The organism is Pontibacter sp. YIM B11418, from assembly GCF_059278805.1.
In genome coordinates this window covers 531684-544045 of record NZ_JCAEMH010000003.1, presented here as the reverse complement: position 1 = coordinate 544045, position 12362 = coordinate 531684, and the positions used below count along the sequence as shown (strand labels likewise).

The 12362-nt window shown below is 53.1% G+C and carries 12 protein-coding genes and 1 pseudogene; all 13 read left to right on the top strand.

Features of this window, described 5'->3' with window-relative positions; all coding sequences use genetic code 11:
* Positions 1–59 precede the first annotated feature (59 nt).
* The 13 genes and pseudogenes from AC4QZR_RS10170 (at position 60) to AC4QZR_RS10110 (ending at position 12055) form a co-directional block, all read left to right on the top strand.
* Complete coding sequence (locus tag AC4QZR_RS10170) at positions 60–650, top strand: TetR/AcrR family transcriptional regulator (protein ID WP_494480812.1); 591 nt, start codon at positions 60–62, stop codon at positions 648–650.
* 210 nt (positions 651–860) lie between these two features.
* Positions 861–2102: a serine palmitoyltransferase gene (gene spt, locus AC4QZR_RS10165; protein WP_494480811.1), complete on the top strand. Its 1242-nt coding sequence runs from the start codon at positions 861–863 to the stop codon at positions 2100–2102.
* The gene (locus tag AC4QZR_RS10160) at positions 2080–3201 is read left to right on the top strand and encodes a GNAT family N-acetyltransferase (protein ID WP_494480810.1); all 1122 of its coding nucleotides are present in this window, start codon (positions 2080–2082) and stop codon (positions 3199–3201) included. Before spt ends, AC4QZR_RS10160 begins: the two co-directional genes overlap by 23 nt.
* On the top strand, positions 3198–4190 hold the full coding sequence (locus tag AC4QZR_RS10155) for an NAD-dependent epimerase/dehydratase family protein (RefSeq protein WP_494480809.1): 993 nt from the start codon (positions 3198–3200) through the stop codon (positions 4188–4190). Before AC4QZR_RS10160 ends, AC4QZR_RS10155 begins: the two co-directional genes overlap by 4 nt.
* Positions 4191–4228: 38 nt before the next feature.
* Entirely contained in the window at positions 4229–5554 is a 1326-nt protein-coding gene (locus tag AC4QZR_RS10150; protein ID WP_494480808.1) for an inositol-3-phosphate synthase, read from the top strand.
* A gap of 10 nt (positions 5555–5564) precedes the next feature.
* Entirely contained in the window at positions 5565–6026 is a 462-nt protein-coding gene (locus AC4QZR_RS10145; protein ID WP_494480807.1) for a phosphatidylglycerophosphatase A family protein, read from the top strand.
* Positions 6027–6398 carry a GtrA family protein gene (locus AC4QZR_RS10140; protein ID WP_253406159.1) on the top strand — a complete coding sequence of 124 codons (372 nt, stop codon included), beginning with the start codon at positions 6027–6029 and terminating at the stop codon, positions 6396–6398. It begins immediately after the preceding gene.
* Positions 6385–8985 carry a DUF5686 and carboxypeptidase-like regulatory domain-containing protein gene (locus tag AC4QZR_RS10135; RefSeq protein ID WP_494480806.1) on the top strand — a complete coding sequence of 867 codons (2601 nt, stop codon included), beginning with the start codon at positions 6385–6387 and terminating at the stop codon, positions 8983–8985. Before AC4QZR_RS10140 ends, AC4QZR_RS10135 begins: the two co-directional genes overlap by 14 nt.
* Positions 8986–9009: 24 nt before the next feature.
* Positions 9010–9723, top strand: coding sequence for a CDP-alcohol phosphatidyltransferase family protein (locus AC4QZR_RS10130; protein ID WP_494480805.1), 714 nt, complete (start codon positions 9010–9012; stop codon positions 9721–9723).
* A gap of 124 nt (positions 9724–9847) precedes the next feature.
* Positions 9848–10301: pseudogene (locus AC4QZR_RS10125) on the top strand (DUF4833 domain-containing protein).
* 7 nt (positions 10302–10308) lie between these two features.
* Positions 10309–10443: a hypothetical protein gene (locus AC4QZR_RS10120; RefSeq protein ID WP_494480804.1), complete on the top strand. Its 135-nt coding sequence runs from the start codon at positions 10309–10311 to the stop codon at positions 10441–10443.
* Position 10444: 1 nt separating this feature from the next.
* The gene (locus AC4QZR_RS10115; RefSeq protein ID WP_494480803.1) at positions 10445–11395 is read left to right on the top strand and encodes a phosphatase PAP2 family protein; all 951 of its coding nucleotides are present in this window, start codon (positions 10445–10447) and stop codon (positions 11393–11395) included.
* A 30-nt stretch (positions 11396–11425) separates the two neighbouring features.
* Positions 11426–12055 carry an HAD family hydrolase gene (locus AC4QZR_RS10110; RefSeq protein ID WP_494480802.1) on the top strand — a complete coding sequence of 210 codons (630 nt, stop codon included), beginning with the start codon at positions 11426–11428 and terminating at the stop codon, positions 12053–12055.
* Positions 12056–12362: the final 307 nt, after the last annotated feature.

The window sequence follows — 12362 nt, the reverse complement described above, 5'->3', positions numbered from 1 at the left end:
AGATAAATGATAGACTTTCTTTTACCTTTGGACCGAAAAACGATTTTGGTCTAACAGGTATGATGGACAGGGATGAACTTGTAAAAAAGGAGATTCTGGACGAGGCTCAGAAACTGTTCAGGCACTTTGGTTGGTCTAAAACTACCATGGAGGACATTGCCAAAGCCGCCGGAAAGGGGAAGAGCACCCTCTACTACTATTACAAGAGCAAGGACGAAATCTTTGATGCGGTTGTGTCGCGCGAAATGGATGAGGTTTTCCGGACGCTGCAGGAGGAGGTAGGCAAAATGCAGACTGCCGAAGACAAGCTTAGGACCCTGTGTCTTACCCGGTTCGATATCCTCAAAAAGAGGGCAAACCTGTATAGTGTGATCAAAGGGGATATAGAGGCGAATATTCCACGCCTGCGGGACCTGCATAAACGGTACGAACTGAGAGAAATAAGCCTGGTCCGCAACATCCTCCGTTTTGGCCTGGAGCGGAAAGAGTTTGCCCAGTATGCGGCAGAAGATATAGATGCCATTGCATTTGCCATGGTGTGCGCTTTTCGGGGTCTGGAAGTTGGCCTGCTGGTTGAAAATAAGTTCGCCGCGCTGGAAGGCCGGATGGATATTATCCACAATATATTAATGCGGGGATTGAAAACATAAAATTCCTCACCTCGTTAAATAAAATTAAAAAAATCCACAAAAATCAAGGCAATATCAATAATAAAAGCTAATATTAGTATGCGTTCGTAGTTCTATAATTTATGAACTAGGAGAACTTTTAGGAACAAAGTGCTCTGTTTCAAACCGACTGGTGATGTGGTGGGTTTGTGCCAGATAAATAAATTACGAATCATTTTTAAAGTATTGCAGATGGGCAAAATACTTCGTGAGAAAATCCTCGCCCGAGAGAAGAGCGCTGCATACCATGCAGCTGAGAGGGCGATGTCGCAGGGGGCCTATCCTTATTTCAGATCAATAGAGTCTGCTCAGGATACAGAAGTAATTATAAACGGCCAGAAGGTGCTGATGTTCGGTTCAAATGCCTATTTAGGGCTGACGAACCATCCGAAAGTGAAGGAGGCGGCCATCAGTGCCATTGCGAAGTATGGCAGCGGCTGTGCGGGTTCCCGCTTTCTGAATGGCACTCTCGACATTCACATGGAACTAGAGGACAGACTGGCTGCCTATGTCGGCAAAGAGGCCGCCCTGGTGTTCAGCACCGGGTTTCAGGTAAACCTGGGCGTGATCTCCAGCCTCACCGGCCGCAACGATTACATTATTCTGGACGAGTACAACCACGCCTCCATCATCGACGGCAGCAGGCTTTCATTTTCCAGAGTGATCAAATACAGGCACAACGACATGCAGGACCTGGAGAGCAAACTGAGCCGCCTGCCTGCCGAGGCGATTAAGCTAATCGTGGTGGACGGGGTGTTCAGCATGGAAGGCGATATCGTAAAACTTCCGGAGCTGGTGGCTCTGTCCGAACGCTATGGCGCCAGCATTATGGTAGACGATGCGCACGCGTTGGGTGTGATCGGTGAGCAGGGGGCAGGCACGGCCTCTCACTTCGGGCTGACAGACCAAGTGGACCTGATCATGGGAACGTTCAGCAAATCGCTTGCCTCACTGGGTGGTTTCATTGCGAGCGACTTCGACACCATCGAGTACCTGAAGCACCATGCGCGTTCGCTCATTTTCAGTGCCAGCATGTCGCCTGCCTCCGTGGCCAGCACACTCGCCGCCCTGGAAATCATTCAGTCGGAGCCGGAGCGCCGTGCGCAGCTTTGGCACAACACCAATTACGCGATAGAGCTCTTGGCAGCCGCCGGCCTGGAACTGGGGCCGACCGAGACCCCGATAATTCCGGTATATGTGCGCGACAACGATCTTACCTTTCAGGTGACCAAAATACTACAGGACAACGGCATCTTCGTGAACCCGGTAGTAGCACCCGCTGTTCCGGCTGATTCTACTCTGCTGCGTCTCTCCATCATGGCTACGCATACCCTTGGCCAGATAGAGGAGGCGGTTACCAAAATTGCCGATGCATTTAAATTGCTGGGCATCAACTCCCGAAACATGCCTTATGAAGAGAGTACTGCCTGTTAAAACAAAGCAGCAGTTGAAAGCCTTCATCGACTTTCCGCATGCGCTGTATAAGAACGATCCGTATTACGTGCCGGAGCTTTTTATCGCGCAAAAGGATATGTTGACGCCGGGCAAGCATCCGTTTCACGAGCACTCCGAAGTGCAGTTATACCTGGCGTATGACGGGGACAGGCTCGTCGGGCGGATTGCGGCCATCCTCAACAACAACCACAACGCCTTCAACAACAGCCGGGACGGTTTCTTCGGTTTTTTTGACTGCGTGAACGATGGCGAGGTAGCCGGTAGTCTTGTGCAGGAAGCGCAACAGTGGCTGCTCTCGAAGCAAGTCGGATCGATGATCGGGCCGGTGAACTTATCGACGAACGAAACTTGCGGTATGCTGTTAGAGGGATTCGACAGCTCGCCTGTGGCCATGATGCCCTACAACTACAGCTACTACAGGGAACTGCTGGAGGGGCTCGGTTTTCAGAAGAAGGTGGACTTGCTGGCCTATCAGTTCCTGGCCGAGGGGTATAACGACAAAGCTGCCCGCATGGCAGCCGCTCTTCGTGAGCGCCTAGAGCAGAAAGGCATCATTATCCGCCCCATCAACCTGAAAAACTATCAGCAGGAAGCCGAGAGCCTGCGCGAGATCTACAACTCCGCCTGGGACAAAAACATGGGCTTTGTGCCGATGACGCCAAAAGAGTTCGACTACATGGCCAAGGACCTGAAAATGATTGTGGACCCGGATTTCTGTCTGATTGCCGAGCACAACGGGAAAGTAGTGGGATTTTCACTGGCCATACCTGACATCAACCAGATCCTGAAAAAGATCAGAAAAGGGCGCCTGTTGCCAACCGGTATTTTCAAGTTGCTAATGCTGCGCAAAAAGATAACGGCCGTACGCATCATCGCGCTCGGGGTGATCGAGGGTTACAGGAAGATGGGGATAGAAGCCTGCTTTTATGGCGCTGCCATGCAGAAGCACCGGGAAAAGAAGATGCATTCTGCGGAGGCCTCCTGGATACTGGAAAATAACCTGCTGATGAACCAGGGGCTGTTGAAGATGGGTGCTATACCTTATAAAAAATACAGGATATACGAGAAGGTGCTATGAAAGAGCGGGTACTGATAACGGGAGCGAGCGGCTTTGTGGGGCACCACCTGGTCGAAGCGGCTGTGCAGGCAGGGCTGGAGGTATACGCCGCCGTACGCCCTTCCAGCGACATCGCGCACCTGAAGCCGTTCGACATCCGCTATACCTCGCTCGACTTCAACGATACCCAGGCTTTGGTGAAGGAGCTGGAGGAGAAGCAGTACCACTACATCATTCATGCGGCAGGTATCACCAAAGCCAGGACCGAGCAGGAGTATAAGCAGGTAAATGCCGGCTATACCCAAAAGCTGGCGCAGGCTGCTTTGGCAGCTGATATCCCGCTGAAGAAGTTTGTCTTTATCAGCAGCCTGGCAGCGCTGGGGCCGGTGGTCTACAGCGACACTACCCCCATACATGAACAAAGCAAGGCGCAGCCGGTTACGGCCTACGGCAAGAGCAAACTACTGGCCGAGCAGTACCTGGCTGAGATCAAGGACCTGCCCCTGATTGTACTGCGCCCGACAGCGGTATACGGTCCGCGGGAGAAGGACATTTTCATTGTGCTCAAAACCCTGAACTTGGGACTGGAGCCCTACATCGGCAACAAGCCGCAGTGGCTGAGTTTCGTGTACGTGAAGGACCTGGCCCGGGCGGTGATGCAGGCGCTGGGTGCAGACATACAGCATGCCAGTTACAACGTGTCGGACGGCAACAGCTACGACCGCTATGCCCTGGCCACCATTACCAAGCACATCCTGGGCAGGAAGTCCGTCCGCATTCACCTGCCGATGGGAGTAATAAGTGCGATGGCCCGTGTCATGGAGGCGGCCTATGCAGGCAGCAGCAAAACACCGGCCCTGAACCGGGAAAAGCTCAACGAGCTGGCCGCCGAGAACTGGAACTGCAGCATCGACCGGATCCGGCAGGACCTGGGTTTTGTGCCAGCATACGACCTGGAAAAAGGGCTGGCGCACACATTGAAATGGTATAAAGAAAATAATTGGCTATAAGTAGTAATTTTAAACAGTATTAGACTTAAGTGAATAAGATGGAATATCAAGTTAAACCAGCCGAAGGGCGCTTAGGTATCCTGCTTCCGGGACTGGGAGCGGTGGCCACCACTTTTATTGCAGGGGTAGAGGCAATCCGAAAAGGTTTCTCCCAACCCGTGGGTTCACTGTCTCAGATGGGCAATATCCGCCTGGGCAAGCGCACGGATAACCGTAACCCGCTGATCAAAGATTTCGTGCCGCTGGCTAACCTGAACGATATCGTTTTTGGTGGCTGGGACGTGTACGAAGACAACGTTTTTGAAGCCGCTGCGAACGCGAAAGTGCTGGAACCGATGCTGCTGCACTCTATCAAACCGGAGCTGGAGGCCATCAAGCCAATGAAGGCCGTGTTTGACAAGTCCTACGCAAAAAACCTGGACGGCACCAATGTGAAGGAAGCCGCCACGAAGTATGAACTGGCCGAAGCACTGATGGACGACATGCGCACCTTCAAGCAGGAGAACGGCTGCGACCGCCTGGTGATCGTGTGGTGCGGCTCTACGGAGGTATACACCGAAGTGAGCGACGTGCACCGGACCATAGCGGCTTTTGAGGAAGGCCTGCGCAACAACGACCCGCGCATCGCTCCCAGCATGATTTACGCCTACGCCGCACTCAAGCTAGGTGTGCCTTATGCCAACGGCGCTCCAAACCTGACCGTGGACATACCAGCGCTGGTGGAACTGGCAAAAGAGAATGGCGTGGCAATCTCAGGTAAGGATTTCAAAACAGGTCAGACGCTGATGAAAACGATCGTAGCGCCAGGTCTGCAGGCTAGGGCGCTGGGCATCAACGGCTGGTTCTCTTCCAACATCCTGGGTAATCGCGATGGCCTGGTACTGGACGATCCGGATAACTTCAAGACCAAAGAAGTATCGAAACTGGGCGTGCTCGAAGATATTCTGCACCCGGAAGACAACCCGGAACTGTACGGTGACCTGTACCACAAAGTGCGCATCAACTATTACCCACCTCATGGCGACAATAAAGAGAGCTGGGACAACATCGACATCTTTGGCTGGCTGGGCTACAAGATGCAGATCAAGATCAACTTCCTGTGCCGCGACTCCATCCTGGCAGCGCCGATCGTACTGGACATGGCCCTGTTCACCGACCTGGCCCAACGTTCGGGCATGAGCGGCATACAGGAGTGGTTGTCGTTCTACTACAAGTCGCCGCAGACGGCGGAAGGCCTGCGTCCGGAGCACGATATCTTCAAACAACTGATCAAGCTGCAAAACACGCTGCGCCATATCATGGGCGAAGACCTGATCACGCACCTGGGCCTGGACTACTACGAAGACCTGGTAGAATCGAAGTAAACGAAACAGCATGCTGAAACTGCACAAACTGGTTTCCACCAGCCTGGGCATCGGTTATATAGGCAAGGGAGGCGGAACGGTCGCTGCCGTGGCTGTCTGTCTGTGTCTGTACGCCATACCTCAGGCGGGTGGGAGCCAGCTTGTTTTCTGGCTTCCCATCATCACCCTGGTGCTCACCGTGCTGGGTGTCTGGTCGGCCAACGAAGTGGAACCGCACTGGGGCAAGGACGATAAGAAAGTGGTAATAGACGAGGTGGCGGGTATGCTGATCACGATGCTGTTTATACCTGTGTCGTTCAGTACATTACTGGCCGGGCTGGTGCTATTCCGCTTCTTTGATATTGTGAAGCCGCTGTACATCAGAAGGTTAGAGAAAGTGAGGGGAGGGTTAGGCGTAATGCTGGACGACGTAGTGGCGGGCGTTTACGCAAATATTGTTTTACAAATATTGCTATACCTGAAGCTATTCTAAATGTTTACCTTTCTGAAGGCACAGGCTGCTTCCATGGTGGCTTCTGCTGTTGACTTTCTGGTCACGGTGCTGGTGGTGGAGCTGCTTGGTGTCTGGTATGTGACAGGCACCGTAACAGGTACCATTTCAGGGGGCGTCACTCACTTTGCCCTTGGTCGGAACTGGGTGTTTGAGGCGGTGCATAGAACAGTACCGTTGCAGGCAGTCAAGTACCTGGTTATCTGGAAGGGGAGCCTGGTGCTGAACGCCTCCGGTGTGTATGCGATCACACAGTATGGCGGTTTGCCTTACCTCTACTCTAAAATTATTACCTCGCTGCTTGTCGGCTTTTTTTACAATTACATTTTTCAAAAACGATATGTTTTCAAATAGGAATAGGTATACCGTATACCTATACCGGCTGATATGTTTCCTGCTGCTCGCTGTGGCAGGCATGTACACCCAACCTGTGATGGCCCAGGGCCTCACAACGATTAAAGGCACCGTAAGAGACGCTGCCACTAACGAGGCGCTCATCGGCGTTTCTGTTTTCATACCTGGCACCAGCACGGGTACCAGCACCGACTACGAGGGCAATTTCCAGATCCGGACAAACCAGATCGTAAACAAGATACAGTTCTCATACCTAGGTTACCAGACTGCTACCCTAGCCGTGATGCCGGGGCAGGAGCAGACCCTGGCGGTAAAGCTGCAAACCGATGCCAAAGTACTGAATGAAGTGGTGGTAGTGGGCAAGAAACGCAAGGTGCACTACAGCAACAAAAACAACCCGGCCGTAGACCTGATCCGAGAAATTGTGGCCAACAAGCCAAAGAACAGACCGGAAAACTACGACTACGTGCAGTATGAGCAGTACGAAAAAACGCAGATGTCGCTGGTGAACACACCGGAGAAACTGAAGCGGAATATCCTGCTGCGCAAGTACGACTTCATCACCAGCAATATCGACACGACTGTGCTCGAGGGCAGGGCAGTGCTGCCTTTCTTCATACAGGAGGAACTGACGGAGCACTATTACCGCAAATCGCCGCAGGCGCACAAAACCGTGGTGCATGCCGAGAAGAAAGTGGATTTCGGGGAGTTTGTCGATAACAAGGGCGTTATGGCGTACATGCAACACATGTACCAGGACGTTGACATTTATGAGAACAACATTACCATCCTCACTAACCAGTTCCTGAGCCCGATCGCTGACATGGCGCCTACGTTCTACAAGTTCTACCTAAAGGACACGGTGCGGACCGAGGACGGACAGCAACTGGCCAGGCTCCAGTTTGAGCCGCGTAACCCATCGGCCTTTATGTTTACCGGCAGCCTGTACGTGACGCTCGACGGCACCTATGCCGTGCAAAATGTGGACATGGAAGTGAGCAAGGGCGTGAGCATCAACTGGGTGCGTGACCTGAAGATCAAACTGGACTTCGAGAAGAACCCGGATGGCCGTTACCACCTGAGTCGTAGTGGGTTTAAAGCCGACTTCGGCTTAACGCAGAACAGCGATATGGGCTTTTACGGGGAACGTGTGGTTTCCTTTAAAGACTACAAGATAAATGAGGCCCAGCCTGCATCGCATTACGAAGGCGATGCCGTGGTACGCGTGCTGCAAGCGGGGCTGGGGGAAGATTTCTGGCAGGCCAGCCGACACGACTCGCTCTCAGCCGTGGAGTTGAACACCTACACCAACATCGACAGCCTGGTGAACATGAAGTCCTTCCGGCGCACCATGGACTGGGGTACTGCCCTGATCGCCGGGTATAAACGGGCGGGCGCCAACATTGAGATCGGTCCCATCAATACGTTCTACAGCTTTAACCCGGTTGAAGGCTTCCGGCTGCGCTTTGGCGGGCGTACGACCAACAACTTCAGCAAGAAAGTGATGCTGGAGACCTACACGGCCTATGGTTTCAAGGACGAGAAGTGGAAGTATTACCTGGGCGGCACCTACTCGCTCACCGACCGCTCCATCTGGGAGTTTCCGGTGCGGGCGATCCGGGTGAGTTACCAGAAGGACACCAGCATACCTGGGCAGGAACTGCAGTTTGTGCAGGAGGATAATTTCCTGCTCTCATTCAAGCGTGGCGATAACGACAAGTGGCTCTACAACGAAACTTACAACATCGATTACCTGCGGGAGTTTGAGAACCACATGTCTTACCGCATCGGATTCCGGAACTGGAAGCAGGCGCCGGCCGGCTCGCTGCAATACATGCAGGTTGGCGATGCAACCGGCGAAAACGAGACAGTGCCACTTCAGCAGCTGACCACCACGGAGGCCTTGCTGGAGCTGCGCTGGGCACCGAACGAGCAGTTTTTGCAGGGCAAGATCTACCGCACGCCTGTTGCCAGCCGGCATCCGGTGTTCACGCTGCGCGCAGCGGCCGGTATAAAGGGCACGTTTGGCGGGCAGTTCGAATACCAGAAGGTGGCCCTGAACGTGAACAAGCGCTTCTACCTCTCCCAACTGGGCTACTCGGACGTGGTGACGGAAGGTGGCTATACCTTCGGGCAGGTGCCGTTCCCGTTGCTCACGATCCACCGTGCTAACCAGAGCTACTCGTACCAGCTGCAGTCCTACAACCTGATGAATTTCCTCGAGTTTGTGAGCGACCAGTACGCCAATGTGCACATCGACCACAGCTTTAACGGTTTCATCTTCAACAAGCTGCCGCTGATCAAGAAAACCAAGCTGCGGGAATTCGTGACCTTCAAGGCGCTGTATGGCAAGGTGCGGGATGAAAATAGGCCGTACGAAAATCCGGGCCTGTTGCACTTTCCGACTGATGCAAACGGATTGCCAATTACGTATACCCTGGAAAACAAGCCGTATATGGAGGCGAGCGTAGGTATAGGCAACATCTTCAACTTCTTCCGGGTGGATCTGGTGAAGCGCCTGACTTACCTGGATCATCCTAATGTGTCGGAATTAGGTATAAGGGGCAGGTTTAAGTTTGATTTTTAAGCAATTGTCAGATAACGCATGAGCATGGAAAAATTACGCGACGCGCTGCAGCAGGGGATCTACACGGTGATCAACCCCTTTGTGAGGCTACTGATCAAACTTGGCTTTACGCCCAACGCCGTCACCACCACCGGCCTGATTCTCAACATTGGCGTAGCCGGCATCTTCATCTGGGGCGGGGAAACCAGCAACAGGGGCGAGTTAGAGTACGTGGGCTGGGCCGGAGCACTGGTGCTGTTCGCCGGCGTGTTCGACATGCTCGACGGGCAGGTGGCGCGGCTGGGTAACATGAAGTCGACCTTCGGGGCCATGTACGATTCGGTGCTCGACCGCTACAGCGAAATGATCATGTTCATGGGTATCTGCTACTACCTGATCTCGCACCACTACCTGCTCAGCTCGCTCTTTGCCTTTGTGGCCCTGATCGGCTCCATGATGGTGAGCTATACCCGGGCTCGCGCCGAGGGATTGGGCGTGGAGTGCAAGGGAGGCCTGATGCAGCGGCCGGAACGGATCGTGCTGATCGGCGTGTCGGCCATTGCCTGCGGGGTGACCTACTACTTTGTGGGAGCTGATTACAAGGTATACGTGCCGGGTATTCCATTCCATATCTTTGAGACCATGTCGGTATTCACCTTGCCCATCACCGTGATGGCCGTCATGACGAATATTACGGCTTACAACAGGCTCATGGACTCTAAAAAAGCCATGGAGCAGAAAGAGATGGCAGCACGCTAAGCAGAAGATTTACAACGTGAGAAAGATATTTTATCTGGCACTCATGCTGTTATACACAGGTATAAGCAGCGCCAGTGCCAATAGTCCGGCAGGTATAGCCGAAGCAAAAGCTGATTCCCTACCGGTGCCGAAAGGCATTAAGGACCTGAAATTTTACGTGCAGCGCGACCCCAATGCCAACACGGTGGTGTACGAACTGAACCGGAATGCGAAGGGCTTGCTGAATGAGGCAGAGCCTATACACATCTACTGGATCCGGTATGCGGATGGGGGGGGAGCGCAAGGAACTGAACTACATTCAGCGCAAGTTCGCCTATGGCCTGAACACCAAAAAGCTGGGCAAGGACAATTACGAGCTCAAGTTCGTGAGTTACGGGAAGTTGCCGCTATACCTGCGCAAGGCCAAAGATGGCAAATACCACGTTTATACCACGATCAATAAGCAAGAGGCAATCCTGAACCGGGTGTTCGTACGCATCGAAGGCGGTACGTTTTGGGTGCCTAATGTGCTATATGTAGAATTGAGCGGCTATGACGCTGCCACCGGCAAGGCAGTGACAGGTCGCTTAAAGCCTTAGTTTACAGATGAAGTTTAATTTCGTGTCAGCCTGCCGGGAGTTTCTCCAGGATTTGCACCTCTTTTTCGACGTTACCACAGGCTATAGTATAGGCCAGGCGCTGCGGGACAAAGATTTCGGATCTGATTTTGACAAAGAATAACATGCGTACAACAACTGCGGCGGCAGGGGAGAAGAAAGGCGTATCGCGACGGGAAGCACTGGTGCTGGCCGCCTTATCGGTTGGGTATTTGCTGCTGTCCTACCTGTTGGTGGGCTTCAAAACCGATCAGCTGTTTTTGATCGGCCTGGCGAATGCTCTCTACTTTGCCACGCCCATTACCCGCAAGTTTATCACCGGCTTCTCGATCTTCATCGTGTTCTGGGTGCTGTACGATTACATGAAAGCCTTCCCGAACTACTGGTTCAACGCCGTGCACATCGGGGACCTGTATAACGCTGAGAAAGCCGTGTTCGGGATACGTGAGGGTGGCGCTGTACTGACGCCCAACGAGTGGTGGCAGCTGCACAGCCATACCTTTCTGGATGTGCTGAGCGGTATTTTTTACCTCAGTTGGGTGCCGGTGCCGCTGGCCTTTGCCGGTTTTCTGTTCTTCTGGAACCGGCAGCAGTTTGTATACTTTTCGCTCACGTTTCTGCTCGTTAACCTGCTGGGCTTTGTAGTCTACTACCTATACCCGGCCGCGCCGCCCTGGTATGTGCAGCTGCATGGCTTCGACTTCATCGCCACCACACCCGGCAACACGGCCGGTCTGGTGCGCTTCGATTCGTTCTTTGGCATTACGGTCTTTCATTCGCTGTATGCCAAGGGCTCCAATGTATTTGCGGCCATGCCTTCGCTACACTCCGCCTACCCGTTGATCGTGCTCTACTACGCCTTAAAGAACAAGCTGGGTATAGTTGCCAAAGTGCTCTTCACCATCATCACGTTCGGCATCTGGTTCGCGGCCGTCTATACCTCGCACCACTATGTGCTGGATGTGTTGGCAGGTATAGTGTGTGCTGCGTGCGGCATCCTCTTATTCAACTGGCTGGTGGCCAGCAATGGGGCTGTGAGCAGGTCTATCGGGCGGTTTGTGGCTGCCATACGCTAATATTGTCTACACCTGGACTCAAACTCTCCCATGACAAAAGATAACACCGCGATTCAAAACAAGCGCCTTTATGAAGAACTCCTCAAGCGAACAGCAGGGGATTTCCAGGCCTTTCTTTATGATTGCGACGGCACGCTGGCTGACAACATGCAGGCGCACAAGGATACCTATGTTCAGGTGGCCGCGGAACAAGGTGTCGTGATTGACCCTGCGATAATAGACGAGTTTGCCGGGCTACCTATACCTGCTGTGGTTGTAGAGATCAACAAACGGTACGGGAGCTGCTTCGACCCGATAGCCTTCGAAAAAACCAAATCAGAGTTGTTCTACCACGAGTTCATCGCCAAAACAAAGCCCGTGCAGTTTGTGGTCGACCACCTGGTTGCCCATGCCGGGCGGGTAAAGATCGGGGTGGTGTCGGGAGGGGCGGAGAAGATGATCCGGAAAACGCTGGAGGTGCTTCAGATCGGTCACCTGGTAGAAGTGCTGGTGTGCGCCGGCGACACAGCTAAAGGCAAACCATTTCCCGACCCGTTTTTGCTGGCTGCAGAAAAGCTGGGTGTTGCACCCGAGCATTGCCTGGTGTTTGAAGACGGTGAGCCCGGCGTAAAAGCAGCAGAGGCCGCCGGCATGCAGTGGGTGAGGGTAGATCAGGTATAAAGTAAGCTGGCACGGACAGAAACGCTCCCTCTGAATTTACCCCTGTTTGGATTCTTTTTGTGGGTAAAATGAGCGCATCTACGTAATAATTCCCCGCCCATCTGTTCTGGATTTGCTGGCAATAAGCCCACAACGTATATATTCAGGTATAGAGCAGACCTGCCTATCATTAGCCGGGGTATACCTTAGGCTGAAGTACCGCGGGCAGTACCATTTAAGAAAGAACAGGTCTACGCAGAATGGCAACAGAATCTAATTTTGAGTCTCTCAAAATTCCTATCCGCATCGGATACCTGACCTGAGCACA

Excerpts from the sequence above, each read along its gene's own strand:
- AC4QZR_RS10110 (WP_494480802.1), top strand. The coding sequence starts at position 11,426 with ATGACAAAAGATAACACCGCGATTCAAAACAAGCGCCTTTATGAAGAA.
- AC4QZR_RS10140 (WP_253406159.1), top strand. The coding sequence starts at position 6,027 with ATGTTTACCTTTCTGAAGGCACAGGCTGCTTCCATGGTGGCTTCTGCT.
- AC4QZR_RS10145 (WP_494480807.1), top strand. The coding sequence starts at position 5,565 with ATGCTGAAACTGCACAAACTGGTTTCCACCAGCCTGGGCATCGGTTAT.
- spt (WP_494480811.1), top strand. The coding sequence starts at position 861 with ATGGGCAAAATACTTCGTGAGAAAATCCTCGCCCGAGAGAAGAGCGCT.
- AC4QZR_RS10150 (WP_494480808.1), top strand. The coding sequence starts at position 4,229 with ATGGAATATCAAGTTAAACCAGCCGAAGGGCGCTTAGGTATCCTGCTT.
- AC4QZR_RS10160 (WP_494480810.1), top strand. The coding sequence starts at position 2,080 with ATGAAGAGAGTACTGCCTGTTAAAACAAAGCAGCAGTTGAAAGCCTTC.
- AC4QZR_RS10115 (WP_494480803.1), top strand. The coding sequence starts at position 10,445 with ATGCGTACAACAACTGCGGCGGCAGGGGAGAAGAAAGGCGTATCGCGA.
- AC4QZR_RS10135 (WP_494480806.1), top strand. The coding sequence starts at position 6,385 with ATGTTTTCAAATAGGAATAGGTATACCGTATACCTATACCGGCTGATA.
- AC4QZR_RS10120 (WP_494480804.1), top strand. The coding sequence starts at position 10,309 with ATGAAGTTTAATTTCGTGTCAGCCTGCCGGGAGTTTCTCCAGGATTTG.
- AC4QZR_RS10155 (WP_494480809.1), top strand. The coding sequence starts at position 3,198 with ATGAAAGAGCGGGTACTGATAACGGGAGCGAGCGGCTTTGTGGGGCAC.
- AC4QZR_RS10130 (WP_494480805.1), top strand. The coding sequence starts at position 9,010 with ATGGAAAAATTACGCGACGCGCTGCAGCAGGGGATCTACACGGTGATC.
- AC4QZR_RS10170 (WP_494480812.1), top strand. The coding sequence starts at position 60 with ATGATGGACAGGGATGAACTTGTAAAAAAGGAGATTCTGGACGAGGCT.